This is a genomic window from Polynucleobacter sp. JS-JIR-II-c23, assembly GCF_035011225.1.
GTDB lineage: Bacteria > Pseudomonadota > Gammaproteobacteria > Burkholderiales > Burkholderiaceae > Polynucleobacter.
Genome location: NZ_JAYGQT010000001.1, coordinates 544,697 through 571,040, shown reverse-complemented (window position 1 = coordinate 571,040; position 26,344 = coordinate 544,697). Strand labels below are relative to the sequence as shown.

Sequence of the window (26,344 nt, the reverse complement as noted above, 5' to 3'; positions counted from 1 at the left end):
TCTTCTCCTTTTAGTGTTCAGCAACGGCCATGGGAATAGGCGCATTTACAAAAGTTTTACCCTGCACTGTTTTGAAGACGTTGTACGCCATCAAGAACATGCCGCTTAGGTAGCACAAGCCGCCCATCAAACGAATAACATAGAAAGGGAAAGTCGCTTTAACAGACTCGACAAAGCTGTATGTCAAAGTGCCGTCTGGTTCAAACGCTCTCCACATCAAACCTTGCATAACGCCGGCAATCCACATTGCAGCGATATAGAGAACAACACCAATAGTGGCGATCCAGAAATGCAACTCAATCCACTTGGTGTTGTACATTTCTTTTTGACCAACCAAGCGCGGGATCAGATAGTAGAGAGAGCCAATGGTAATCATGGCTACCCAACCCAAAGCACCAGAGTGAACGTGCCCAATAGTCCAGTCTGTATAGTGAGACAAGCTATTCACTGTCTTGATAGACATCATGGAGCCTTCAAAGGTAGACATGCCGTAGAAAGACAAGGCCACTACCAAGAATTTCAAGATCGGATCACGACGCAATTTATACCAAGCACCAGACAATGTCATGATGCCGTTGATCATGCCACCCCAAGATGGGGCTAGCAAAATTAAAGAGAACACAGTACCGAGCGACTGAGTCCAGTCAGGCAAAGAAGTGTGTTGTAAGTGGTGAGGGCCTGCCCACATATACGTAAAGTTCAAGGCCCAGAAGTGAACAATCGACAAACGATATGAATAGATTGGACGCTCAGCCTGCTTTGGAATGAAGTAATACATCATGCCCAAGAAGCTAGTGGTCAAGAAGAAGCCTACTGCATTGTGGCCATACCACCACTGAACCATTGCATCTTGAACCCCAGCATATGCAGAGTAGGACTTCCATAATGTTGCAGGCATCTCTAAGTTATTAAAGATATGCAGAATGGCAATAGTCAGAATGTATGCGCCGAAGAACCAGTTCGAAACATAAATATGTTTCGTTTTGCGCTTCATGATGGTGCCAAAGAAAACAACTGCATAGGCTACCCAAACTACAGTGATCAAAATATCAATCGGCCACTCAAGCTCAGCGTATTCTTTTGAGGTTGATATGCCCAATGGCAATGTCACTGCAGCCAGCACAATAACTGCCTGCCAGCCCCAGAAGGTAAAGGCTGCTAGCTTGTCACAAAACAAACGCGCCTGACATGTACGCTGAACGATGTAATAGGATGTTGCGAATAAGGCTGACCCACCAAAAGCAAAAATCACTGCATTGGTGTGCAAAGGACGCAAGCGACCATAACTCAACCAAGGAATATTAAAAGTGATTTCAGGCCAGATCAACTGGGCTGCGAGGATAACCCCCACGAGCATGCCAACAATTCCCCAAAGCACAGTAACGATGGCAAATTGGCTGACAACCTTGTAATTGAAGGTATCTTGATTACTCCCCACGGTAAGTCCCATGGTTTCTCCTTTTTTGTGACCAAACAGCGACATAATCCAAATAGACTGGATTGATTATCAAAGTAGAGTCCCAAGGGGGATTTGATCTATATCAAAAAGGGTGAGGCAAATTCACCCTGCACATCTAAGGGAAACCCTAGATTGCTTGGGCTATTTAAATATATAGCTATTATTTAGAGTGTTTACTAACTTATTTGGATTTTGGAGTGTCATCATCCATCAAAATCGCCTCACCAGGACCGTCTAAATCGTCAAATTGACCACTTTTTATGGACCAGTTCAAAATCCAGACCAAAAGGCCAATTAAAACCAGAGAAATGGGAATGAGAAGAAATAGACTTTCCATTCCTATAGTCTAAGCCTTTCGTAAGCGCCAGGCATTTAAAGTCACGGCTAACGAGGAAAGCGACATCCCGATCCCAGCAACCCAGGGATTTACTAAGCCCATCATTGCAGCAGGAATAGCCAGCAAGTTGTAAGCCAAGGCCCACCATAAGTTTTCTTTGATGATTGCGTGAGTTTTATCAGCTAGCAACAAAGTTTTTGCTAAAGGCTCTAGAGAACTAGCCGTCAGAATTGCATCAGCTCCAGCTGCAGCCAAAGGTGCACCAGCGCCAACTGCAATAGAAATATCAGCACGAGCAAGCAAAGGCGCATCGTTCACACCATCGCCAATAGCCCATACAAAACGACCTTCTTTTTGCAACCTTTCGATGTAGTCATACTTATCTTCAGGCGTACAACCGCCTCGATATTGCTTAATACCAACATGATGTGCCCACCACGCAACCGTAGCGCGATCATCACCAGAAACTAAATGCACTGCAATCTTTCTAGACTTCACTACTTTTAGGAATTGCTCTAATCCTGCTCTAGGCGTGTCCAAAAATACAAAGCTAGCTATTAATCCTTGTGCATCCGCTAAATGCACCTGACCGTATTGCCCTAATTGCGCACTCTGCTCTACCCCCAGCCACAATGCACTTCCTAAGCGATACTCGCCTGAACTTAAACCTTTTCCCAGTTGATTAATCACTGGCTCACTCAATGTAGGTAAAGATAAATTTTCAGCAGTAGCGGCACGCATCAAAGAAAGTGCCAACGGATGTCTTTGCCCTGCCTCCAATACCGCAGCTAAGGCCAAGGCATTTTCACGTCGATAGCCCGCACGCAAATTAATAACCTCTTGCAACTCTGGCTGACCCATCGTTAGTGTGCCGGTCTTATCTAACACTAAGTCAGTTGCTTTTACTAAACCTTCCATCACATGACCACGCACAATCAGTAAACCTAATTTAGTTACCGCACCTTGCGCTGCTGCCATAGCAGTTGGAACTGCTAGTGATAAAGCACAAGGGCAGCTAGCAACTAGAACAGAAACTAAAACTGTCCACGCACGACTAGGGTCAAAGTACAGCCAAATAGCGGACGAAGCAAATGCACCGAATAGTAAAAAGGCAACAAAATAAGCAGTCCACTTTTCAGCCAGACTCACCATGACTGGTTTAGCAAGTAATGCTTGATCTAATAAGGAAGCAATTCCAGCGATACGGGTTGATTGCCCCACTGCCTCAATTCGCATGAACAATGGATTCAGTATGTTGTGAGTACCAGCGTACACACGGTCACCAATCTTTTTCTCAACCGGCTTAGATTCGCCCGTGAGCAAAGACTCGTCTAAAGCACTCACATTTTCAATCAGGACACCGTCAGCAGGCACCACTTCCCCTGGAGAAACTCGTAATACCTCTCCAGGATTGCAATTAACTACGGGAACCACTTCAATTTCTTGTGATGCTGGATAGTTCAATGCCCGCTCACATGTTGCAGGCAGTTGTTTAGCTAAAGCCTCTGCTCCACCTTGCGCATCTTGTCTTGCTAAAAGCTCCACATATCTGGCCGCCAAGATAAATGCCACAAACATGGTGATGGAATCAAAATAAGTATGTCCGACACCGGCAATTAAATTAATGGTGCCCGCAATAAATGCCAAAGCTAAAGCTAATGCAATAGGAACATCCATTCCCAACATATGCGTTTGCTTAAAAGACTGCACACTTCGCCAAGCCGACTGGAATATTGGACCTGCTGAGTAGACCATCACAGGAACAGTCAATAACCAGCTAGTCCAACCTAAAAGAATCTCAAATTCCGGAGTAATGTCGGCGCCGACATACGTAGGCCAGGCATACATCATGACCTGCATCATGCCCAGCATTGCTACACCTAGTCGCAAAAGAAGGTGGCGCCTTTCCTTTTTAGCGCGATCTAATGATTGGGAGGGTTCAAATGGCCAAGCCTCATAACCAATGCGCTCAATTTCAAAAAGTAATCTTGCTAAGCTCGTTTTATCTGAAGAAAAACGCACCATTACTTTTTGAGTAACGTAATTGATTTGCACATCCTTAACACCTGCATTACGACGTAAATGTTGCTCACACAGCCAAACACAAGCTGCACATCGAATTTTTTCTAAGCGCAAAGTGGTTTCAAGATCACCCTCCCCTCCAGATGGACGGGTAAAACGGCCTCGCAATGAAGGATCATCATAAGGCTTAAGCTTCTCCGGAATCTCATCACTTGCAAGATAGGCTGCCGGCTTATCACCCGACTGAGAACGCCTGGCATAAAAAACTTCTAGGCCTTCTCCATGAATTGTTTGCGCAATTGCCATGCAACCCGGACAACAGAATGGACGTGTCTCACCACCCAGTTCCGCCTCAGTTAATTCCCCTGGGAGAATCTGGCTTGAACAGTGATAGCAAACTAAAGCATTCTTTTTGTTCATCTGCTCATTTACCTGCTCATTTATCTGCTCATTTATCCGATTACTCATGCGCGCACTGAGCTACCCCAGCCCCTACGACGTTCGTAAATCACAAACAGAACGCCCCACATGACTACGGCAACGTATGCCCATACCCAGGCAACTTGTGAAGTACGAGAACCAGAAATATCCAAGACGAAACCAAAAATGGCAGGCCCCAATAGGCCGCCACCAAACCCCATCAATGAGTGCAGACCCATTGCAGCGCCCTTGATATTTTCTTGCGCACTAATTACCAAGCCCGCAGTGAGCGTTGAGGAATCTGCCATGATGAATATGGCATGCCCAATAGCCAGAGCAACAATCAACCACCACGACTGGCCAGTTGAGCAAGCGAATGCAATCCCTAATACCGCACTAGTCAGCATCACAATGCATACCCATTTCTGACGCCCTACTCTCAAAGCAATTTCATTACCCAATATGGAAGATGGCACGCCAAAGAAATTAATCACTCCAGCTAAAGTCGTAGCCGTTAGGAAAAAATCTTCGCCAGAAGCAACTGCACAAAAAGCAAAGAAGGCAACAATCCAGCTTCTTGAGGCAAAGAGTTCCAAAGTATGAGCGGTATATCCAAAAATAAAGCCTGATGCATTTTTGTCTTGTAAAACCAACTTCCATTTATCCACCGGAAAGATATCGTGCAGACGAATATTGATTGGCCCTTGCCATTTTTCATGCTGAAGCGCTGGAATTAGCAACAAGACAATCAGAAATGCGCTAAATGGGCCCAAGGCAATTAAACCAAATACATAATGCCAACCAAGCGCATTCAAAATCCAACCAGAACATAAATACGAAAATCCAGTACCGATACCAAAGAAGGCGGTATAGAACGCAATATGTCTAGTTAGCTCTCCCGATTGGATGCGGTCTGACAAAATCTTGAGGCCGGGCATATAAGAACCAGCAAGACCAGCACCATTCAAAGCCATAAAAAGTAGGGCCGTCCAAAAGTTATAAGCCAACAGACTCATACCCAAAAGACCACAGCTTGCTGTGAGACCGCCTATTAAATACACCTTACGCGCGTCTACCCGATCCGTTAAAGCCGTAGCTAATGGAACGGCAAGCATGTAACCAAAGAAAAAAGCACTCGCAATCAGGCCTGACTGCAAATTACTGAGATGCCACTCTTCTTGCAAAGTCGTTAACACGACGGCATAGCAAGCAAAACCCAATAAAGCACAGGTTTGTGCCAGAAGCATAAGAGGGGTATAGCCAGCTGAACGAAAGCGCATAGTTAGTCAGTAGAAACGTGAACTCATTCTACTCGCCCAGAACGAATTAGACCCGCTACACTACTGAAAACAAGACGGAGACAGTATGAATAGCAAATCTTTGATAGTTCGTTTATTGCAGATCGGGGCCGCCCTGATTATCGGCTTCGCAAGTAACCTGGCATCAGCGGATAGCTACCCCTCCAAACCCATTAAAGCGATTGTTCCTTTTGCACCCGGCAGCACAACCGATCAAATTGGACGTGCATTTGCGGCAAAAATGTCTGAGTCATTAGGCCAGCCCGTAGTTGTTGAAAATCGCCCTGGCGCAAATGGCCTAATTGGCGCAGATTTTGTAGCCAAGGCCCCCGCAGACGGCTATACGATTCTGTTCGGAACCAATAGCACTAATGCTGCCCTTAAGAGCTTGGTTAAAAATTTACCCTATAACCAAGACACCGCCTTTACTCCCATTGGATTTTTTGGATCTGCTCCACTCATTATTGCCATCAATAATGATGTGCCTGCTAAATCACTCAATGGGTTTGTTTCTCTAGCCAAAGCCAATCCAGGAAAAATGACTTTTGCTTATGCAAGTACATCACAGCGCGTTTCATCAGAAATGCTGGCAAGCTTTGCTGATATCAAAATGATTGGGGTCTCATACAAGAGCGGCCCCAATGCGATGACTGATTTAATTGGCGGTCAGGTGAATATGTTCACATCCGACTTTGGAGTCTCTTTGCCCCAAGTACAAGCAGGCAAAATCCGCGGCTTAGCCGTCACTTCTTTAAAGCGCTCACCAGCTATTCCAGAATTACCTACGGTAAATGAAGCATTAGGTATTAAAGGCTATGAACTCATCTCATTCTTTGCGGCATTTGGGCCTGCAGGCATGCCAAAGGACGCCATACTCAAGCTAAACCAAGCAATCAACAATGCTGCTAAATCAAAAGATTTAGCAGATCGACTCTCTGCAAATGGTTTTGAAACTCAGCCAGGAACGCCTGAAGCCCTTGGCCAAAAGATCAAACTAGAAACTGCTAAGTGGGCCAAAGCGATTAAAGAAGCTGGCATGGAGCCAGAATAAATCAGCAGGCTTATTGCTGACTTCGGTTTGGAGAGTCTTGAAAACCATTAGAACGATAAGTGAGAACCAAGGTATCTCGGTAGCCATATTTTGCTAATGGCTGAATGGGTGTTGATTCATGAATCATGCGCTGATCATTCATTAACAAAAGAGACCAAGGTTGCGTGAGGGTGAAACGCAATCCTGCGGAGCCAGAGGTATCAAATATTCTGGTCTCACCACCTTTAATACCCTCTCGACCCAATAAGAAGACTGCTACAAAATCAACGCCATCGCGATGAGCGCCTTCAGGTGTTGGACGTCCGATACCATCAGTGGTATCAATTCGAAATTGATGGGCTTCAACAAACCAAGTATTCACAGGCTTTAGGCTATTCAAGAGATGTGCAAGCCCGAGCAAGACAGATTGCCAAGCAGGATTACTTAACAACTCACCTTGGATGGGCTCAAACCAGCGCTCAATTCCACCATGCAATGCGTTGTAATCCAGTGATTGCCAGTGCGCACGATGAGGAACAAGAGTGAGCTCATCGCCCTTAATCTCATAGCTAGCGTGTCTACGAAAGCGATAGCGCCCACCATCTTTTAAATAAGGATCGCGGGGCAAGTTTTCCCAATACTTGGTAAGGGTTTGAAGCTTGGATAGATCTACATTGCTAAACTTGGCAACCGTCTCAGCAGACACCACTGCAAAGCCGTCATCACGCAAAGCTTGGTCAATCTGCTTGAGGGGGGTCAGTGTTGGCGCAAGGCCAGTAATCGTCATGAGTCTATTTTAGGTCAAGCAGCAAAAAAGCGTTAATCCAACTGCGCTCCAGATGCCCTCACAATTTTTGCCCACTTAGCCAACTCATCCTTTAGTAAAGCGCTCAACTTATTAGTTGGAATGGGTGCAAGATCCAAGCCCTGTGCAGATAGCCTCTCACGCACTTCTGATTTAGATAGGGCCTTCTCCATCGCTGCCTGCACCTTCTTTATTACATCCGCACTAACGCCAACAGGGGCAAAGATGGCTACCCATACCTCCCCAATACAATCAGGATAAGTTTCTGCAATCGCTGGAATTTCAGGCGCAGCACTAGAACGCTTCGCAGAGCTAATCGCAATGGCCTGAAGCTTCCCTGCTTTAATGTAATTGAGTGCAGAGGGTAAGCTCGCAAATGCTAGCGGTACTTGTCCACCTAATACATCATTAATTGCGGGGGCTACACCCTTGTAAGGAATATGTTGCATGTCAATGCCAGCGCTCGCATTGAGCATGGCACCCAATAAATGACTAATCGTGCCATTACCAGCCGAGGCATATGACAACTCTCCAGGCCTCTTCTTAGCCGCAGCCACGACATCCGCCAATGTTTTATAAGGAGATCCTGGTGGAGAAACCAAAACATAAGGTGTTGCCCCAATGTAATACAAAGGCACAAAATCATTTACAGGATCAAAGCCAGGATTTTTATACAAAGAAGGATTGATGGCTTGCGTACTATTGATAGTGAGCAGTAAGGTATAGCCATCCTTAGGTGAGCGTGCAACACTTTGGGTACCAATGTTACCGCCAGCTCCAGGTCTATTTTCAACCACAATCAATGCGCCAATAGCTTCACCAAATGATGGCGCAATTAGACACGCCACAATGTCGTTAGTACCGCCCGCCGCCTGAGGAACCACCATAGATATAGGCTTGCTTGGGTAGGTCTGCGCCTGAAGCCCAATAGAGACAATCAAGCCTAAAGCTAAAAATAGATATTGAATTAGCCTGCTCATATCCAGATCCCTTTTAATGAACCAAATTCAGGCGGTGACGCACTTCACCCACATGCCCCTTAAGGTCATATAGCTCTTTAGCATCCAACATGGATACCTTAATATTTCCAACGCGCCTTTCGATGTCCACAAGGTCTTTAAAGTTCTTTTCTTTTAACGCTGGATTTTGGGCATTCTTCTCAATCACCTTGAGCTCTTCATACACCTGCGCCAACTTCAATCGCAATAAGAAATTTTTGGTAGTTGGAATATAGGTAAACAATGGGATCAAAATTACTAGCAATGGAATAACAATTTTGACAAAACGTCCTGCCCATACCGCAGTCCAAAATGGCAAGTGACGATGTAAGAATGAAGGGCCATCCTTTAGGTAAATCTCCGCATCCGCATGCAATGGGAAATCCAGTCCAGAACCAGAGGGAAACTCGCCCACCTTTTGTAATCGTGAATAGGATTTCAAAATATCGTAAGAAGCGCTCAATAAGAGTGAAACCATTGCCGGACTTACATTGTCATGAGCTACCAAGGTGGCAGTAGCGGCTATCACCTGGATGTCCTGACGAGGTTGATCGTGCTCAATACTCAATAAACCTCTGGGTACAGTCACTTTGGATAAATAAGTAAGATTTCGGGTGTATGCATCCGCTTGGTCGAAATCCATCAAGCGAATACCTGGAATAGAGTAAAACTTTTTCAGTATGGGGGCCTCTGCAGCCGCCACTATAAATACTGCATCCAATTCGCCATTATTTAACTTAAGAATAGCTTCATCGGGCTTTAATTTCTGCGCGCCAATTTCTTTGTCTGTAATACCGCTAGTCTGCAACAAACTCTGAGTAAGCGCTAAAGTGCCGCTCCCATCATTACCGATGGAGACGCGCTTGCCTTTTAGCTGACTTAAGATCTTGAGTTGGCCCCCATCATTTTTGAATGCACCTTCACGATACCAAACCCAAATTGGCTCGTAAAACATTCCAGCTATCGAAACTAAATTTGGATATTCGGCAACATTAGCAACACCACTCTGGACCATTGCAAAATCAACCCCAGAATTGGGGTCATTCAAAAGAGCTAAGTTATCTAAAGTTCCGCCTGTGGATCGCACATTGAGATCAACACCCTCCTTAGCTATTTCCGATTTCAGGCGTTCGCCAAACTGGTAATACAGCCCAGTAGGAAATCCCGTAGCCATCTCGATTGACTTTGGTGGCGGCGGGACTAAAACCCACAGAACGCCAAAAAGAATGGTTAGTAGGACAAAAAAGGCTGCTGTTAGAGCCAGGGGGTTATAAATTTGTTTTTTGATGAAATTCATGGAAATCTCTTGTGTTTTTTGCATTATGCCCCGAGCAAAGCAATAGGCAAAGGTTTCAAAACAGGCCCAATAAATCACGATAAGATGATGCTTTTAAGCAGCCCTAAAGAACATGATGAATTTAGCTAAAAGCAAGGTAGCCCTAGTCACTGGCGCAGGAACTGGCATTGGACGGGCGGCTGCCAAAGCCCTTCTCAAGGGAGGCTATCAAGTGGTCCTAACTGGACGCAATCTAGATAGATTAGAAAAGGCTATTGCTGATATTGGCGGTAATCAAAGTAACTGTCTTGCGGTTGCTTGCGATGTTGGCAAACCCGATGAAGTCAAAAAGCTATTTGCGGCACTTAGCAATCAATTTGGCCGCATTGACGTACTCTTCAATAATGCCGGTATGGGGGCTCCTGCTATCCCAATGGAAGACTTAAGTTATGAGCAGTGGATGAGTGTAGTCAATGCCAACCTCTGTGGTGCGTTCTTGTGTTCACAGGAAGCGATTCGTATGATGAAAGCGCAATCTCCACAAGGTGGCAGAATTATCAATAATGGTTCAATCTCAGCACATGCACCTCGTCCAATGTCAGCGCCCTACACGGCGACCAAACATGCCATCAGCGGCTTAACCAAAACCATTGCATTAGATGGCCGCCCTTTTAATATTGCATGCGGTCAAATCGATATCGGCAATGCTGCAACAGAGATGACTGAACGTATGGCTGCTGGGATCCTGCAGGCAGATCAATCGATTAAGGTAGAGCCACGCATGGATGTTGATCATGTTGGTGAGGCCGTACTGCATATGGCCCAACTGCCACTCGAAAGCAATATTCTGTCGATGACGATTATGGCAACCAATATGCCGTTTGTGGGTAGAGGCTAAAACCTTAATGGCGAACTTGGTCAACTAGTAGGCGAACATTGGTTGTGCCGACCTTAATTGTCTGCACTGAAGAGATTAAATCCCCCACTTCCGGCTTCGCCATCCCAGTCTTAGAAATGCGCACCTCGACACTCACCTCAGATAGTTGAGACAGAGGCGCACTGGGATTCATGGCCAATGAATCATTCAATATAAAGCTCATTGGAAAGTCAGTTGCTGATGCCTTCAAGACAGCCACAGGCATACGCTCACCAGGCTTGCGTGCAATCACCATCACAATGTCGCCAGGCTTAATCTTAGATTTAAGGTCAGCAGACAATTCAATTTTTCCGCTAATGCCTTTTCCGGCTGGAGCAACCGGCGCTGAAGTAGTCAGACCACCTTTAGAGCGCGCCTCAGCAATAGATCCTTGAATAGCACGCGCCTCATCCGTATTGGGCGGAAGTTGTTGCGCAAGCTTATCCCAGGACTGCACCGCTGCCTTGTAATTTTTAGCGTTATAAGATGCGGTTCCAGAAAGCCAAAGTGCCATCATGTTGTTCGGGTCCAGCTTTAATGCCTGATTAATCAACTGCGAAGGCTTCCCAACAAAACTCCCATTTGCATTGCTTGCCAGTACATCTGCATAGTCAGCTAACAATTGCGGATCAGAATCAATAAAGCTACCAGCACGTGCGTATGCTTTGGCAGCATCCTCATCACGGCCCAAGATTCGATAGGAACGAGCTAACATCGCCCAGCCCTTTAAGTTGCCAGGATCTTTTTCCATTTTGATGGCAAATTGAGCCACCATTTTTTCGACACCCTCTTGGGTGACTGGTTTTTCAGAATTGTTTTGGGCTACCCGAACAACATCCCCCAAGGAGAAATATAGCGCCGATGAGAGCAAGACAATAAAGATACATAACCCGAGTGCAGTCTTCTTTGAGGAGCCCGCAACCTCTCGATCATCCTCTTCAATAGTGTCTTGAAAGAGTCTCTGACGCATTTCAGCATGCGCAATTTCATAATCAGTTGAAGTAATTGCACCAGCTTTATATTCAAGCTCTAATTTATCCAACTCTTCACGGTAGATGGTGGCATTCATCTGACGACGCGATGTCGACGAGCTCTTCGCGGGAAAGATGAATGGGCGCAGCAATAGCACCAATACCAGAACCAGAAGCAAAAAGGCGGGGATCAAAAAGCTAGTCACTTATTTCATCCCTCTTTCTTATCGCTTGCATTTAATAGTGCATCGATTTTTTGATTATCAGCATCAGTCAGCGTGACATTAGGCACGCTGCTATCTCTGCGTCTTAAATACATTAATAAACCAGCAATGCCCAGACCCAAAATAACAAATGGGCCAATCCATAGCAACCAGGTCACTGGCTTGACTGGCGGACGATACAGTACAAAATCACCATAGCGCTCGACCATAAACGAGCGGATTTGATCATCGCTCTTACCTTCTTTGATCAATATCCGAATTTCACGACGCAAATCATTGGCTAAATCCGAGCGCGAGCCTGCCAATGACTCGTTCTGACACACCAAGCAGCGCATTTCTTCTGAAATACTAATTAATCGCTGTTCTGTTACAGGATCATCTGCGAGTGGTGCAGCATCTTTGGCAAACGCGTTACCTAAACTAAATACACAAACGGCGATTAAGAAAATGCGCTTCATGATTTCTTTAAATCGCTCAGCATGGGATAAATCTTTTGATTCAATAAATCCATTGTTAACGGGCCAATGTGCTTAAAGCGAATCACCCCTGCCTTATCAATAATATAAGTCTCAGGCACGCCATAGACGCCATAATCAATGCCAACTCGCCCATTACCATCAAAGGCGGATAGCACATAAGGATTGCCCTGTTTTGCTAGCATTGCCAGAGCATCTTCACGCTGATCTTTATAGTCCAAACCAATCACTGGCGCTATTTGTGACTTAGCAAGCTCAACCAACACAGGATGCTCTTCGCGACAAGCTACGCACCAGGAAGCCCAAACATTCAGAATCCACACTTGACCCTTCATGCTTGCTGGCGAGAACGTTTTATTAGCGTTAGCTAATTGAGAAACTTCAAATGCAGGGGCGGGCTTATTAATTAATGGTGAGGGCACTTCATGTGGATCACGATTTAAGCCAATCGCCAAGAAGACTACTAAGCCTACAAATAAGATCAGGGGGATTAAAAATTTTGCCTTCATAAGAACTTGCTCTTTAACTTCAGTCGATAGCGCTTATCCGACATAGCCAACACGCCACCTAAAGCCATCAACAAGCAACCGCCCCAAATCCAATCCACAAAAGGCTTGTAGTAAACACGTACAGCCCAAGATTGATCGCCCAGTTCTTCACCTAGCGATACATATATGTCGCGGGTAAGCCCAGCATCAATCGCCGCTTCAGTCATTGGCATCGTCGATGAAAAATAGCTTCGCTTCTCAGGATAAAGGCCGATCTGTTCGCCACCATTTTTAGACAGCAGAAATGTGCCGCGCATTGCCTGGTAATTTGGGCCGCGAGCAGCGCTAACTCCCTGCAGCTGAATTTGATATCCGCCAACACTAACTGTATCGCCGGCTGACATGCGCACGTCTTTCTCTTCTTGATAAGCGCCGACCATTGTGACGCCAATAACAAAAACTGCAATGCCTAAATGCGCTACTTGCATGCCAATAAAAGAACGTGTGGGCTTGCCAGCTTTAGCTTGGCGAATGATTTGCATGCAGCCCGAAGCGATTACCCAAAAAGCCAACATGAAGCCCATGCCTGCAAGCCAGGTAAATACACCCATGATTAAGGGAATTCCAACGCCTGCAATGAGAGCGACTGCGCCCGCAAGCCATAAACGCTTGATGATGCTAATTAAATTACTCTGCTTCCAACTTGCCCATGGACCGATGCCCATCAATACCAGCAATGGCACCATGATGGGAACAAATACGCTATTGAAATAAGGAGGGCCTACAGAAATCTTACCTAGATGCAAAGCATCAATCAGCAATGGGTATAGGGTGCCCAGCAAAACAGATCCGGCAGAGACCACTAAAAAGACATTGCCAAGCAAAATCAATGTTTCTCTGGAGCTCAAACTAAATTTGCCGCCCATCGAACTCTTAGGCGCACGCCATGCGTAAAGCATCAGAGACGAACCAACGACGAGTGATAAGAAGATCAGAATAAAGATGCCGCGCCTTGGATCAGTCGCAAACGCATGCACTGAGGTCAGGACGCCCGATCGAACCAAGAAGGTTCCTAGTAGCGATAAGGAGAAGGCAGTAATCGCCAAGAGCACAGTCCAACTCTTAAATCCGCCGCGCTTTTCGGTAACCGCTAAAGAATGTAACAAAGCAGTACCCACGAGCCAAGGAATAAACGAGGCATTTTCAACGGGGTCCCAGAACCACCAACCACCCCAACCCAATTCGTAATAAGCCCACCACGAACCCAAAGCAATACCAAGGGTCAGGAAAACCCAAGCAGCGGTTGTCCAAGGACGTGACCAACGAGCCCAAGCGGCATCCAATCTTCCAGATAATAAGGAGGCAATCGCAAATGCAAAGGCCACAGAAAAACCAACGTAGCCCATGTACAACATTGGCGGATGAAATACTAAACCCGGATCTTGCAAGAGTGGATTTAATGAGCGGCCATCTTGTGCGGCTGGCAATAAACGCTCAAACGGATTTGAGGTTGTTAAAACAAACAGGAGCAAACCACTAGTGACCAAGCCCAAAACGCCAATCACTCGCGCCACCATAAAGTCATCTAATGCTTTAGAAAGCTGAGCAACTAAAATGGTCCAGGTAGCCAGCAAAAAGATCCACAACAAGAGTGATCCTTCATGACCGCCCCATACTGCACCTAATCGATAAATCACTGGTAGCTGTGAATTCGAGTGCTCAGCAACATAGAGCACAGAAAAATCATTGGCGTAAAAACTCCAAGCCAAGATTCCAAAAGCAATCGCCAGTAATAAGAAAACTGTTTGCGCAGCAGGTCTTGCTAGCACCAACCAATCGCGCCGACCAAAGTGCGCGCCCAGCAATGGCAAAACTCCCTGAATGCACGCAATACAAAGCGCCAGAACTAGTGCGTAGTGCCCAAACTCAGGAATCATTTATTCGTTCCGTTTTTTTGAGCTTGCTCTAAAGCATGTTTTGCTTCAGGAGGCATATAGTTCTCGTCATGTTTAGCTAATACTTCGCTGGCAATAAATTCACCATTCGCATTCATACGACCTTGGATCACGGCACCCTTACCCTCTTTAAACAAATCAGGAAGGATGCCGGTATAGGCCACTGGAATATCTTTCACCAGATCAGTAATCACAAAGTGCACGGTTAGGCCATCGCGCTTTAAAGAGCCGTCTTTTACCATGCCACCAATTCGGAAAGCCTGACCTTGAGGCGCTTTGCCCGCTGACACTTCACTTGGAGTGACGTATAAAGCAATATTGCTATTAAGCGCATTCAAAATTAAGAGTGCAGCTACACCAATTACGATCAGCGCTGCAACAATCATCAATGCACGTTTATGTCTAGGCTTCACTTACTAATCTCTTTATCAAACTGCTCAGCTAATTGCTCTTGCTTCAACCGCCGTACGATTGCTCTAAAGCGAGCACGCGCCATGAGGGGTTCCAATATCAATACCAGCGCACAAACACCAAAACTACTCCACACATACAGTGCGTAGCCGCCCATGGCAAAAAACTCAGAAGGGCTATTCCACATCAGATTTTCACCTCAATTGATTGTCTCACCCAATCAGCATGGGCTTCACGCTCCAAAATGATTGCCCTCACTCGCATTAAGGTGACTGCAATGGTGTACATCCAAAGACATAAAGCCATCAACAGCATTCCCAAGAGCATGGTTTGTGCCATCGCCGGGGCTTTTGTGAGAGAAACGGAGGCGCCTTGATGCAAGGTGTTCCACCATTTCACTGAGAAATAAATAATCGGTACGTTTACAACGCCTACTAAAGCCAAAATGGCACTCGCCTTATCGGCACGGCGAGGGTCATCAATGGAGGCTCGCAAGGCAATAAAGCCTAAATATAAAAAGAGAAGAATTAACTCTGAAGTAAGGCGAGCATCCCAAACCCACCAGGCACCCCACATGGGCTTACCCCAGAATGCCCCGGTCCAAAGAGATAGAAATGCCATCCAAGCGCCTATAGGGGCAAGAGCCTGCGCCATCATGGCAGACAAACGGGCATTAAAGACCAGTCCTAATCCTGCCCATGTAGCCATGACTAAATAAATAAACATCGACATCCAGGATGCGGGCACATGAATAAAAATGATGCGATAGCCCTGCCCTTGCACGGCATCGACAGGCGCAACAAAGAAGCTAATCCACAAACCAGCAGCGCCAAATAAAAAAGTTAAGACCCAGAAGAATGGGATGAGCTTACCCGCCACCGGATAAAAAGTGCTAGGGCTAGATAACTTAAACCAGTTAACTACGCGATGATTAGAAAAAGTATTTATCGGATTCATTCAATTGCAATCTTTACAGCAGCACTACTTACCCAAGGAACAAATGCTAAAGCCAAAATCAATAACGCGCCTAGCAATGAAAAATGGCCTGACGTATCCAAACCCACACTATTAGCATATACGGCGCCAGCGCCAAAAATGAGAACCGGAATATATAAAGGCAATATCAATAAGCTTAATAGTACGCTGCCGCCTCTGACACCCAAGGTTAAGGCTGCACCTATGGATCCTAGTAAGGATAGCACCGGGGTACCTAATAATAGGGTTCCCATCAGTACATACAAAGAACTGGCATCCAGATCAAACTGAATGCCGATGATCGGGGCTAAGAGCACGAGTGGTAGTCCACTCACCATCCAATGGGCAATAATTTTTCCAGTTACTAACAAGACCATAGGCTGCGGCGACAAGGCAAGCTGCTCTAAAGCGCCGTCTTGGTAGTCTGCGGCAAACATCCGATGCAAGCCTAATAGAGTAGACAGTAAGGCTGCAACCCAAAGAACGCCTGGAGCAATCTTACGCAGCAAAGCAGCATCCGCACCAATACCCAATGGAAACAAACTAGTCACCACGACAAAAAAGAAGAGGGCTGTGAGCACCTCGCTCTTGCGGCGCATAACCAAGAGCAAATCACGGCGAATGATAGCTAGTAAAGCATTCATAGATCTAGCACCCTCACACGCGGAAGATCCACTGCTTGATGGCTAGTCAGTACCACTAGACCACCTTGCTCCACATGTTCTGCTATTAACCCTTGCAAATCTTGTACGGCATGAATATCCAGTGTATTGAATGGCTCATCCAAAATCCACAGCTTCGCTTGACGCGTCAACATACGCGCCATTAAGACTCGGCGCTTTTGTCCAGCCGATAAACAACCGACTGGTAGGCTCTCGCGCCCACGCAATCCAAAATGCCAGAGGGCTGCTAAAGCCTTATCAACCGGTAAATGAATATCGTCTAGCACTGCATACAGCTGCAGATTTTCCAAGGCAGTGAGATCCTCTTTCAGAGCATCACGATGCCCCAGGAATAAAAGCTCCCGATGATATGTAGAAGGGTCTTTAGCGACTGACTGATGATTCCAAAGAACCTCTCCCACCTCTGGTTTAGAAAGTCCCGTCAGGAGTCTTAAGAGGCTAGTTTTTCCGACCCCGTTCTCACCGCGCACATGCAGGCACTCTCCAGCCGTCACTGTCAGATTCAGATTTTGAAATAATTGTCGCTCCCCACGAATACAAGTCAGCGCACGAGCTTCGAGCGTCAAATGCGGTGTATTGGAGGAGGAATGAGTATCAACTGTCATGAGGGCTTGGGGCTTGAATCAACCACCCATGGCATTGTCCAAGAGCCCCTAAGAGCTGTCAAACCAGCAAAAGTGGAATTAAAGGAATAATCCCTTTTAATTCAATTACTTATGCAATTATAAACCGAGTCGGCCGAGAATGAAAAAACCACCCGTAGGTGGTTTTTCAGATGACATCAGCCCAACAAAAGGAATTAATCCTTTTTTGAACCCTCAATAGCAATCATGATGGTTACATCGTCACCTACGTTCGGTGCGTATTTGCCCATATTGAATTCTGTGCGCTTCACTTTTGTTTCAGCATTGGCACCGCAATAATCAGCACCAGACATTGGATGTTTTTTGCACTCAAAATTAGTGATATTCAATGTAACTGGCTTACTTACACCCTTCAATGTCAACACACCTTTTAAAGCAACCGGTTTTTCACCTTTAAAAATCATATCGTTTGATTGAAAGATAGCAGTTGGAAACTGTGTAGTAGATAAGAAATCTTCACCTTGGATATGATTATTGAATATAGTCGATCCTGTATCGACAGATTTCGTGTCAATAGTGATATCTGCGCTGCCTTTTTTTGCAGCTTGATCAATCGTTACAGTTCCAGTAACGGCATTAAAGCGACTGGTCTGCTTAGAGAAGCCTAAATGGTTATATTCAAACTGAGCAAAGGTATGATTGGCATCAGTAGCATAAGTCACTGGCGCAGCAAAAACAGAGCTAAGGCCAATAGTTGCAAATAAAGCGATAAGTAATTTTGATTTCATGTAATTCTCCTGATTAAAAATTGAATAAGTAAGTTAATTTGTAAAACTATTTTTGATTTAAGACTAAGTGAACATTGACTGGCACCTCATTGGCAACTGCAGAAGTGTCTGCCCAGTTTCCAGCACCCAAGCCAAAATCCAACCTCAGCACCTGAAAGCTGGCATCAAAGACCATCTGCTTGCCTTGCAGCTGATACTTCACGGATATCAACAGTGGCACAGCTTTGCCCTTGATGGTTAGGGTTCCATGGGCATCCAAACTATTGGGGCCTGTAATCTTTACAGAATCCGTTACATAGCTGGCAGTTGGAAAGAGTTTTGTACTGAACCAGTCTTTTCCTTTTGCCTCTTCTTGCAACTCTTCCCCACCAGCATTAAAACTTGAGATTTCAATAATGAGGTTAGCCTTCGCTTTTTCTGGCTCATCTGAATTAAATAAAACCTTCCCAGAAAATTTTCCAAAACTTCCAGAGATCTTTGAGCCCATCAATTTACTTGTAAAAGTAATTTTGCTTTTCGAGGCATCAATAGATGAATACTCCACCGCATAAGCCGAGCTTGCAGCGCTAATGAATAGCATCGCTAATAAAGCCTGTGCCAACATCCCTAAATGTAATGAGCATTTACTTTTCACGGCTAGACCCTCCAAAGGTCATACGACTTAATAAGCCATCTTTATCGATATATTGATGCTTTAGCGCAGCCAAAATATGAAGTCCAACCAAAGCCATTAATCCATTGGCCAGAAACTCATGGATCTCCTTCAGCTGATGGCCAAGTGCCTTATCTTTATCTACCAGATCCGGCAATTCAAATAAGCCAAAGTAGTTGACGGTATAGCCCTTAGCGGAACTCATTAACCAGCCCACAATCGGAATCAGAAGCATCAATAAGTACAGCGCAAGATGGGTTAGCTTCATTGCACGCTCTTGCCAGGCTGGCAATGCGAGGTTTAATGCAGGAGCTGGATGAATTGAGCGCCACAATAAGCGCAGAACCACCAAAAAGAATATGGTGACACCAAGCCATTTGTGCCAGCTGATTCCTGTAATTCTGAGTGGACTCAATGGAATATCATCCACGGCAATTGCAATTGACCATGTTGCGAATATCAAGAGCGCCATCACCCAATGCAAGATGATGGCAATAGAGGTGTATCTGACTTTATTCATTATCCGCGCAACTGTTTGGTAATTTTTGCAATACGCTCGCCATACAGTCTTGCAGTCTCTAGATCACCCACATTCACTTCATCAGCACTTGCATCGGATGGTGTTTGCATCATTGCACCCGCAGATGAACCTACATAGTTAATGTCATCGCGCTTTGCGGCCTTAGAATTCGATGGCATCAATCCAGTGCCAACCCAAAGACCAGAATGCTGCATAGCCAAAGTAAAGAAATAATGTAAGGTTGAATGCTTATCACCATTCATTGTTGCTGAATTCGTAAAACCACCGAAAACCTTGTCTTTCCACTGTTGTGAAAACCATTGCTTAGAGCTAGCGTCAGCAAACTTCTTAAACTGCCAACTCACCGTACCCATATAGGTTGGAGAGCCAAACACAATAGCGTCAGCATCATTGAGTGTCGCCCATTGCGCATCAGTAATATTGCCCTCAGCGTCAATGGCAATCAATGTTCCATTAGCGCCTTTAGCAATAGCCTCAGCCTGCTTTACAGTGTGTCCATAACCACTATGAAATACGACAGCTAATTTACTCATCAATTTCTCCTTAAAAATATTGACTTGATGTTTATGATTTAAAAGCGTCTTTCAGCAACCGCAATGACTCTTCTAATTGCTTTAATTCATTTGATGATAATTTCTTAAATGCACCATTTAGATATTCCAAATGCTCTGGAAATACTTTCTCAAATAAAGACTGTCCAGATGTCGTCAAACCAATCAGCTGACTACGCGCATCTTGAGAATTTGTCTGACGAAGAATGAGACCTTTTGCTTCCAAGCGCTCTAGCACCCCCGTTAACGTTCCCTTGGTCACCAGTGTTTTCTCACCTAACTCCTTACAAGTCATCGGCAACTGATTGCCCAACGTGGCAATCACATCAAACTGGGTCATCGTTAAACCCATTGCTGCTATGTGCGGAGCTGAATAACGCTCAAACGCTTGATAGGCAGAAACGAGGTTTCTCAGGACGGGTAAAAAGTTCATAAATCTTATTTAAAGTACTAGTTAGAACTAATATAGTACTAATACGAACTATTTGCAATAAAAAACTAAGAAGCCTTCTATTTATAGGGTTTAAAGCAAGTAATACATTGCAATTAGGAAGTGCTAGCTCACGAGGTTAGCCTCTGTTAGCTTCCTTGGCTAGCGCTTAGCGCACAGAGCGAGACACGCCTGGCTTTATAGGGCTCTACTCTGGCTTGATGCCAGCACTCTTAATAATCTTGCCCCAGCGAACCGATTCCTTCTTTTGAAATACTCCGAATGCCTCTGGTGTCATAGCGTAATACTTTGCACCCTCTGCTTCCAGCTTCTTTTGAACTGCTGGCTGCTGCATGATTTTGGCAACTTCATCATGTAATTTTTTAACAACTGCAGGTGGAGTACCTGCTGGAGCAAATAGACCAATCCAATTCTTTACATCAAAGCCCGGCAAGGTTTCGCTAATACTTGGCAAATCTGGCATAGATGGATCTCGCCCTGCGCCAGTGACAGCCAAACCTCGCAATTTATCACTTTTGACATAAGGAAGAATAGTGGGCATGGTTGCAAACATCACTTGAGTTTGACCCCCAATGAGATCAGTAATAGCTAAGGCATTTCCTTTGTAAGGAATATGCGTCATATCCACTTTTGTAGTCATTACAAAAAGCTCTCCCGCTAAATGACTGGCGGTACCGATGCCCCCTGAACCGTAAGAAACTTTTCCTGGGTTTGCTTTCAGATAAGCAATTAACTCGGCAACATTTTTAACGGGTAAATTTGGATTAACCGCTAACAAACCTTCTGCATCCAATACGAATACCACAGGCACAAAATCCTTCAGGGGATCATAGGGCATGTTTTTAACCAAGTAGGGATTAACAGCATGTGTACCAATACTTCCCATGATTAAGGTATAGCCGTCTGCTGGCGATTTAGCCACAAAGTCGGCGCCAATGTTTCCACCGCCACCTGCCTTGTTTTCCACAATGACTGGCTGCCCAAAAGACTCGCTCAAGCCCTGCGCAATGATGCGGGAGAATCCATCCGCAATCCCACCTGTGGCAAAAGGAGAAATGATTTTAATTTGGTGGTTCGGGTAAGCACCTGCTTGGGCGTAGGTGTTTTGATAAGCAAACAAGCCGAGCATCAGAGTAAAGATGAATGTAATTTTTTTCATATTATTTTGCTACCGATCTTTAATGAATGGGTGCTGCACATAAGCCTTGAACTTGGTATTTCTGAATCAGATCGGTCACCAGACCACTACGAATGAATTCTTCTACACATGCACTCAGAAAATCGATTGCCTCTACATTAGATTTATTGGTTGCGATTGCTTGCTGAATTCCAGTAAATTGACCCTCCAATATTCTTAAGCCTGGAACTGTATTTGCAAACGATACCAAGCCTGTTTTGAGTCCAGCTAATGCATCTAACTGCTCACTTATAAAAAGTTCATTACTTGCTTGCAGGCTATCTGCATGCACTAAGGTTGCATGCTTTAGATTGCGCTGTAACCAGTGGTCATAGGCACTCTTAAAAAATGATGCAATCCTCACCCCCGGTTGGTCTACTTGAGAAATATCTTGGATCTGCGAATTCGCGGGCACTAAGTAAGTTGCCTCGAGCTCAGCATACGCAGGTGTAAAAGTAACCTTTTGAGCGCGCGCTGGATCGGAGCCCACCAAAACAATGCCGCACTTGCCAGTAGCCGCAGCATCTACCACCTCATCTTGAGTCTCAAAACCCTTTAGGTCTAATTGCACATCCAGACGCTTTGCTATTGCGCGACAGATATCCGGCGCAATACCCGTAGGCTCTCCTGAAGATGTGCGACCAGTCACTAGCAAGAAATTACCAAGATAGACTGCGGCAGAAAGTACACCGTGAGGGGCAAGCTGCGCCCTCACTTCAGAAGCAATTGAATTCAAAATAATCCTTAGGATTGAAAATTAGAGACTGCTCAGAATTGAACTGTTTCACCTTCAGTCATCGGGATAATTTTGATATTGCTACCCTTCATAGCCTCCTGAAACTCTGCTAACGTACCTTTAGTCATCGGGTTAGAGTTGTAATGCATTGGGATCACCATCTTTGGCTTCACCCAGGTACGCAATGCATATGCAGCATCATCTGGAGCCATTGTGAAATTGCCTCCAATCGGAACCATCACTAGATCAGGCTTGTAGTGCTCGCTAATAAATTTCATATCACTAAATAAGCCGGTATCGCCCATGTGCCAAATCTTAAAACCGTTCTCAAGCTCAATAATGAAGCCCATTGGCTCGCCGGCGGGATGTGATTCCATCTTGTCTGTAGCCGGATTCTTCCAAACCAATAAAGAAGAGTGCTCTGCTTGAACTGCGGTTACCTTGATTCCAGGCGCAGGTGTTACGCGACCCGTTTTATTAAAGCGATGACCCAAGTCTGCTGGCAGAATTCCCAAAGTAGTGAGTGGCGTCACCATATCGGCCGGACCATATAACTTGATGTTATTCATCTTAGCCACAGCTGGGGCATCGCCAAGATGGTCAACGTGTGCATGCGTCACTAGCAACACATCAATCGGACCAATCGCTGCCAAATCATTCTTGTAAATCGGCGGCGTCTTAGGTCCGCCAGTAATCCAGGGATCAATCAGAATCATTTTTCCCTGAGGGGATTTAATCCGGAACCCAGCCTGTCCAAGCCATAGCGCCTCAGTCTTACCCTGAGCACCTACAGCTGGAGAATTCTGTGCATTACTGAGTGAGGCTGTTGAAACTAATATTGCCGAAAGCAATACACCCAAACCGCTTTTAGTTGAAAAGCATTTCATTCATTTATCTCCTAATGATTGTAGTAATCAGGAAACTATAGACCAAATTGAATGTTTAGGCTTATGACGCAATGCGTCAATTTTCAAGGCATTATTTCCAAAAAAGGGAAACCTTTTGTGGTGAGTCGGATTTAATAGAAAGTGCCCTCTTTTGAACCACCCCTTGATAAGCTGCCTCGATCACATAGTCACCAGACTCAAGATTAATCAGCATATAAGGCCCATCTGCTTGGGCATCAAAAATGAGCTGTTTTTTAGAACTCATGATCTTGATACTTGCTCCGAAGATCCAGACTCCCCTGCCATTTTCTATTTGAGACATTTCTAATAGCAATGGCCATTGCTTTGCATCAGCCAAAATCGCAACCGTCTCACTCTCACCTACCCCACCAGTGATGTAAGAAATTCCCTGTGAATGTTGCGCCTCAGGAATTTGTGCCAAGGACAAAGAGCTCAATAAGATGAGTGGAGTGGCAATCAATATTTTAAGAAGTGTTTTCATACTTCTATCTTACGTCTGATTGATGCATAAAAAAAGCCCCGCATACACGGGGCTTATGTGCGTTAGAACACTTAAGCTTGTGGAGTCATCACAATGGCGCCTGAAACTTTTCGTCCCTCAGCAGCACGATGCGCATCAGCAGCTTGCTCTAAAGAAAATTTTGCGCCGATTTGTACTTTGACCTGCCCTTTGGCAATTGCATCAAATACTGCTTTAGCATTTTCTTTTAACAAAGCTGCAGTAGCGTTGTGCGGAAATACAGAAGGTCTAGTTAAAAACAGGCAGCCCTTCTTATTTAAGATCTCAGGCTGAATTTCTGGAGCTGGGCCTGAAGCAGCGCCAAATAAAGCAACTGTTCCAAAAGGAGCGGCGCAGTCTAATGAGCCTAAGAAGGTAGTTTTAGCAACAGAGTCATAGACCACATTAGCTTTTTTGCCACCAGTGGCTTTAATCACTTCCTCAGCCCAATTTGCTTGAGAATAATCAACAACTGCATCGCAACCCGCCTCCTTAGCAGCCGCAAACTTTGCTGGCGAACCCACGGTGCCAACAACAAATGCGCCCAAGGCTTTTGCCCAGCCAGCCAAAATTTGACCAACACCACCAGCTGCTGCGTGCACTAGCACTACATCACCGGCTTTTACTTTATAGGTTTTCTGCACAAGGTATTGCGCAGTCATTGCTTTGAAGAAAACAGCTGCAGCCACCTCATCAGAAATATTGCTTGGCAAAACAACCAATTTTTCGGCAGCTACATTACGTGCGCTTGCATAAGCACCAATCCCGGCATTCATATAAACAACGTGATCACCCACTTTTAAATCAGCGACGCCTTCGCCTAGAGCATCAACCACACCCGCAGCCTCATGCCCAAGGCCCGTAGGCATCTCTAATGGGTAAACGCCTGAGCGCTGATATACGTCAATGAAATTAAATCCAATGGCAGTTTGACGGAGCCGCACTTCACCTTTTGCAGGTGGTGGCAATTCTTTATCAATCACCTTGATTACGTCTGCACTACCTAGTTCAGTAAGACTAACGACTCGAGCTTTTGTCACAGGTCACCTAATTATTTTTATATAGAGAAAAACATCATACAGTAAGGGCGCCAGCAGAATCCTCTTCAATTACCACCCAAGTACTGTCACCCAACTTCTTTACTGCCATCGAATAAGTCCAACCATCTGGAATTCCACAGCTCCATTCTTTTGGACCATTTTGAATCAATACATTAGTGTTATTTCTAACGTCATAGTACAGATGGTAAATTTTTCCATGAATAGGATTAAAGCCAAATTTAGCGCTATGTACCATCTCCGTAGCATCTAGTCTTGCTTGCAGGGCTTTAGCCTGTTTCATCAAGACCTCAGCCTGCTCCATAATGCGATCGTACTCAAGCTTGGCATTTTGGCGAGCTACATTAACAGCCTTATCTTTTTCCTCAGTCACTTTGATGGGTGCAAACACAGGAGCACCCACTTCCATTGGATATTCAATCCCTGCATGTCGCGCTGGATCGGTATCTTCGATTCTCATGAAATGCCTTGTATGTACTAATTTAATAAATAGATGTGATTACTTAATCAAGCCACATGCAATACGTGGGCCAGAATTTCCTGCAGGCTGAGATTTGTAGTCATCCGGATCTCTATGCACAACCACTGAGCGACCAACAATTCCAGTTGGGCCTGTATTTACAGAAAATCCATGTAACTTAGCCGTGTAAGTTGCGTTGCCATTAGCATCGGACTTAATGTTGGGCAAATCTCCTGCATGATTCATGCCGCTGTTAGGCATGCCATGAGATTTTGTTTCAGGATTGAAGTGACCACCTGCGCTGGTTGCATCCGGAGCAGAGCAATCACCTTTTTCATGAACATGAAAACCTTGTTCTGAGTTTGGCTTTAATCCAGAAAACTTAGCATTGATGAGAACATCATCTCCTTGCCAGGTAAACATAACCTCACCCTTAGCCTGAGAGCCTGATCTTGAATCTAAATTTGCGCTGGCTTTTTGCCCAGTACCATGCTCCATTGATTGGCATGCCACTAATGACAAAATTCCCACAGCGGATAAAGCAATCGAAATTTGCTTGAATTTCTTGTTCATTTAGATCTCCTTGGATGAGGCGCCCAAAGGCGACTTCCAAGAAAGTGTGACACAAATCGGGCGCCTTTGCTTAGCGCTTATAGAAGCTCAAAGTCACCTCACCCAAATCAATCCCAAACTTGCTCATCTTGGCCTTATTGAGCATTACCTTGGGGGTGACTAAGTACATCCAATCATTAAATTGCACGTTATAAATGGTGCCATCCACCGGCAATGCAAGGGTGTAGGTCCAGTTCAGAGCATTTCCGGCGAGCTGACCCTGTGCATCCCCCACCACATCATCGGCCCTACCAATATAGTTACCAGGAGATTGCTCAGTTAGCGTCCAGATGCGTGTTTGCTTTGTGCCGTCAGAGTATTCAAAACGTTCATCCAAGGTGCCGACTTTTTTACCTTCAACTACCGTCCAATTTGCTTTGATCAGCACAGTAAAGCGCTTTTTCACTTCACCGCTACGATCAGTAAAGATGCCATAGGCATCAATCGTTCCAGAAAAGTATTCACTCAGCTCTAAGGCTGGTTTCTCAGCCGCATATTGAGATACCTGAGGTGAAGAGCATGAGACTAAAAGCGCTCCACAAAATATTGTGAATGCAAGGCGTGTAAAAAAGGATTTCATAAC

At 45.2% G+C, this 26,344-nt stretch carries 31 protein-coding genes; 2 read left to right on the top strand and 29 right to left on the bottom strand.

The window, feature by feature from the left end; translation table 11 throughout:
• Window positions 1-10 precede the first annotated feature (10 nt).
• From ccoN to VC159_RS02980, 4 genes are all read right to left on the bottom strand, one after another.
• Window positions 11-1,450 (bottom strand): cytochrome-c oxidase, cbb3-type subunit I, encoded by a 1,440-nt coding sequence (gene ccoN / locus VC159_RS02995; protein ID WP_215320654.1) that lies wholly within the window; start codon window positions 1,448-1,450, stop codon window positions 11-13.
• A 190-nt stretch (window positions 1,451-1,640) separates the two neighbouring features.
• Window positions 1,641-1,796 carry a cbb3-type cytochrome oxidase assembly protein CcoS gene (gene ccoS / locus VC159_RS02990; protein ID WP_216223553.1) on the bottom strand — a complete coding sequence of 52 codons (156 nt, stop codon included), beginning with the start codon at window positions 1,794-1,796 and terminating at the stop codon, window positions 1,641-1,643.
• A 9-nt stretch (window positions 1,797-1,805) separates the two neighbouring features.
• On the bottom strand, window positions 1,806-4,286 hold the full coding sequence (locus tag VC159_RS02985; RefSeq protein WP_251367711.1) for a heavy metal translocating P-type ATPase: 2,481 nt from the start codon (window positions 4,284-4,286) through the stop codon (window positions 1,806-1,808).
• Complete coding sequence (locus VC159_RS02980; protein ID WP_215358298.1) at window positions 4,283-5,518, bottom strand: MFS transporter; 1,236 nt, start codon at window positions 5,516-5,518, stop codon at window positions 4,283-4,285. Before VC159_RS02980 ends, VC159_RS02985 begins: the two co-directional genes overlap by 4 nt.
• Before the next feature lie 85 nt (window positions 5,519-5,603).
• Here VC159_RS02980 and VC159_RS02975 point away from each other — a divergent pair, with 85 nt between their 5' ends.
• A complete protein-coding gene (locus VC159_RS02975; protein ID WP_323472676.1) occupies window positions 5,604-6,587 on the top strand; it encodes a tripartite tricarboxylate transporter substrate binding protein in 984 nt (327 codons plus the stop codon).
• Between the two features lie 10 nt (window positions 6,588-6,597).
• Here VC159_RS02975 and VC159_RS02970 read toward each other — a convergent pair whose 3' ends face one another.
• From VC159_RS02970 to VC159_RS02960, 3 genes are read right to left on the bottom strand one after another with little or no spacing between them, the layout of a single operon-like run.
• Window positions 6,598-7,353 carry a 2OG-Fe dioxygenase family protein gene (locus VC159_RS02970; protein ID WP_323472675.1) on the bottom strand — a complete coding sequence of 252 codons (756 nt, stop codon included), beginning with the start codon at window positions 7,351-7,353 and terminating at the stop codon, window positions 6,598-6,600.
• Between the two features lie 32 nt (window positions 7,354-7,385).
• Window positions 7,386-8,351: a tripartite tricarboxylate transporter substrate binding protein gene (locus VC159_RS02965; RefSeq protein WP_323472674.1), complete on the bottom strand. Its 966-nt coding sequence runs from the start codon at window positions 8,349-8,351 to the stop codon at window positions 7,386-7,388.
• A gap of 13 nt (window positions 8,352-8,364) precedes the next feature.
• On the bottom strand, window positions 8,365-9,666 hold the full coding sequence (locus VC159_RS02960; RefSeq protein WP_323472673.1) for a TAXI family TRAP transporter solute-binding subunit: 1,302 nt from the start codon (window positions 9,664-9,666) through the stop codon (window positions 8,365-8,367).
• Between the two features lie 112 nt (window positions 9,667-9,778).
• Here VC159_RS02960 and VC159_RS02955 point away from each other — a divergent pair, with 112 nt between their 5' ends.
• The gene (locus tag VC159_RS02955; RefSeq protein WP_416350421.1) at window positions 9,779-10,543 is read left to right on the top strand and encodes an SDR family oxidoreductase; all 765 of its coding nucleotides are present in this window, start codon (window positions 9,779-9,781) and stop codon (window positions 10,541-10,543) included.
• 4 nt (window positions 10,544-10,547) lie between these two features.
• Here the strand turns inward: VC159_RS02955 and ccmI are convergent, their stop codons facing one another.
• The 22 genes from ccmI to VC159_RS02845 all read right to left on the bottom strand — a co-directional run bounded on the left by ccmI (window position 10,548) and on the right by VC159_RS02845 (window position 26,341).
• Entirely contained in the window at window positions 10,548-11,738 is a 1,191-nt protein-coding gene (gene ccmI / locus VC159_RS02950; RefSeq protein ID WP_323472672.1) for a c-type cytochrome biogenesis protein CcmI, read from the bottom strand.
• Window positions 11,739-11,743: 5 nt separating this feature from the next.
• The gene (locus VC159_RS02945) at window positions 11,744-12,214 is read right to left on the bottom strand and encodes a cytochrome c-type biogenesis protein (RefSeq protein ID WP_323472671.1); all 471 of its coding nucleotides are present in this window, start codon (window positions 12,212-12,214) and stop codon (window positions 11,744-11,746) included.
• Window positions 12,211-12,741: a DsbE family thiol:disulfide interchange protein gene (locus tag VC159_RS02940; RefSeq protein WP_323472670.1), complete on the bottom strand. Its 531-nt coding sequence runs from the start codon at window positions 12,739-12,741 to the stop codon at window positions 12,211-12,213. The genes VC159_RS02945 and VC159_RS02940 overlap by 4 nt, the downstream gene beginning before the upstream one ends.
• The gene (locus VC159_RS02935; RefSeq protein ID WP_323472669.1) at window positions 12,738-14,657 is read right to left on the bottom strand and encodes a heme lyase CcmF/NrfE family subunit; all 1,920 of its coding nucleotides are present in this window, start codon (window positions 14,655-14,657) and stop codon (window positions 12,738-12,740) included. Before VC159_RS02935 ends, VC159_RS02940 begins: the two co-directional genes overlap by 4 nt.
• Complete coding sequence (ccmE, locus tag VC159_RS02930) at window positions 14,654-15,088, bottom strand: cytochrome c maturation protein CcmE (protein WP_072583721.1); 435 nt, start codon at window positions 15,086-15,088, stop codon at window positions 14,654-14,656. The genes VC159_RS02935 and ccmE overlap by 4 nt, the downstream gene beginning before the upstream one ends.
• Window positions 15,085-15,273: a heme exporter protein CcmD gene (ccmD, locus tag VC159_RS02925; protein ID WP_215358326.1), complete on the bottom strand. Its 189-nt coding sequence runs from the start codon at window positions 15,271-15,273 to the stop codon at window positions 15,085-15,087. Before ccmD ends, ccmE begins: the two co-directional genes overlap by 4 nt.
• On the bottom strand, window positions 15,273-16,043 hold the full coding sequence (gene ccmC, locus VC159_RS02920) for a heme ABC transporter permease CcmC (RefSeq protein ID WP_215358333.1): 771 nt from the start codon (window positions 16,041-16,043) through the stop codon (window positions 15,273-15,275). The genes ccmD and ccmC overlap by 1 nt, the downstream gene beginning before the upstream one ends.
• Window positions 16,040-16,705, bottom strand: coding sequence for a heme exporter protein CcmB (ccmB, locus tag VC159_RS02915; RefSeq protein WP_215358340.1), 666 nt, complete (start codon window positions 16,703-16,705; stop codon window positions 16,040-16,042). Before ccmB ends, ccmC begins: the two co-directional genes overlap by 4 nt.
• Window positions 16,702-17,349 (bottom strand): cytochrome c biogenesis heme-transporting ATPase CcmA, encoded by a 648-nt coding sequence (ccmA, locus tag VC159_RS02910; RefSeq protein ID WP_323472668.1) that lies wholly within the window; start codon window positions 17,347-17,349, stop codon window positions 16,702-16,704. Before ccmA ends, ccmB begins: the two co-directional genes overlap by 4 nt.
• A 194-nt stretch (window positions 17,350-17,543) precedes the next feature.
• Window positions 17,544-18,116 (bottom strand): YceI family protein, encoded by a 573-nt coding sequence (locus tag VC159_RS02905; RefSeq protein WP_323472667.1) that lies wholly within the window; start codon window positions 18,114-18,116, stop codon window positions 17,544-17,546.
• A gap of 46 nt (window positions 18,117-18,162) precedes the next feature.
• Window positions 18,163-18,750, bottom strand: a complete 588-nt coding sequence (locus VC159_RS02900; RefSeq protein ID WP_215358346.1) for a YceI family protein — start codon at window positions 18,748-18,750, stop codon at window positions 18,163-18,165.
• Window positions 18,740-19,288, bottom strand: coding sequence for a cytochrome b (locus VC159_RS02895; protein ID WP_323472666.1), 549 nt, complete (start codon window positions 19,286-19,288; stop codon window positions 18,740-18,742). The genes VC159_RS02900 and VC159_RS02895 overlap by 11 nt, the downstream gene beginning before the upstream one ends.
• Complete coding sequence (locus VC159_RS02890; RefSeq protein ID WP_323472665.1) at window positions 19,288-19,842, bottom strand: flavodoxin family protein; 555 nt, start codon at window positions 19,840-19,842, stop codon at window positions 19,288-19,290. The genes VC159_RS02895 and VC159_RS02890 overlap by 1 nt, the downstream gene beginning before the upstream one ends.
• A 31-nt stretch (window positions 19,843-19,873) precedes the next feature.
• Complete coding sequence (locus tag VC159_RS02885) at window positions 19,874-20,293, bottom strand: MarR family winged helix-turn-helix transcriptional regulator (RefSeq protein WP_215358352.1); 420 nt, start codon at window positions 20,291-20,293, stop codon at window positions 19,874-19,876.
• Window positions 20,294-20,498: 205 nt separating this feature from the next.
• Entirely contained in the window at window positions 20,499-21,470 is a 972-nt protein-coding gene (locus tag VC159_RS02880; RefSeq protein WP_323472664.1) for a tripartite tricarboxylate transporter substrate binding protein, read from the bottom strand.
• A 19-nt stretch (window positions 21,471-21,489) separates the two neighbouring features.
• A complete protein-coding gene (locus VC159_RS02875) occupies window positions 21,490-22,224 on the bottom strand; it encodes a transporter substrate-binding domain-containing protein (protein WP_323472663.1) in 735 nt (244 codons plus the stop codon).
• A 32-nt stretch (window positions 22,225-22,256) separates the two neighbouring features.
• Window positions 22,257-23,111 (bottom strand): metal-dependent hydrolase, encoded by an 855-nt coding sequence (locus VC159_RS02870; protein WP_215358358.1) that lies wholly within the window; start codon window positions 23,109-23,111, stop codon window positions 22,257-22,259.
• Between the two features lie 91 nt (window positions 23,112-23,202).
• Window positions 23,203-23,613, bottom strand: coding sequence for a carboxypeptidase regulatory-like domain-containing protein (locus tag VC159_RS02865; RefSeq protein ID WP_215358360.1), 411 nt, complete (start codon window positions 23,611-23,613; stop codon window positions 23,203-23,205).
• A 71-nt stretch (window positions 23,614-23,684) separates the two neighbouring features.
• Window positions 23,685-24,671 carry a quinone oxidoreductase gene (locus tag VC159_RS02860; RefSeq protein ID WP_323472662.1) on the bottom strand — a complete coding sequence of 329 codons (987 nt, stop codon included), beginning with the start codon at window positions 24,669-24,671 and terminating at the stop codon, window positions 23,685-23,687.
• Window positions 24,672-24,705: 34 nt separating this feature from the next.
• Entirely contained in the window at window positions 24,706-25,149 is a 444-nt protein-coding gene (locus VC159_RS02855; RefSeq protein WP_323472661.1) for a DUF2452 domain-containing protein, read from the bottom strand.
• Window positions 25,150-25,188: 39 nt separating this feature from the next.
• Window positions 25,189-25,722: a superoxide dismutase family protein gene (locus VC159_RS02850; RefSeq protein ID WP_215358366.1), complete on the bottom strand. Its 534-nt coding sequence runs from the start codon at window positions 25,720-25,722 to the stop codon at window positions 25,189-25,191.
• A 70-nt stretch (window positions 25,723-25,792) separates the two neighbouring features.
• A complete protein-coding gene (locus VC159_RS02845) occupies window positions 25,793-26,341 on the bottom strand; it encodes a DUF3833 domain-containing protein (protein WP_215358368.1) in 549 nt (182 codons plus the stop codon).
• Between the last annotated feature and the right edge of the window lie 3 nt (window positions 26,342-26,344).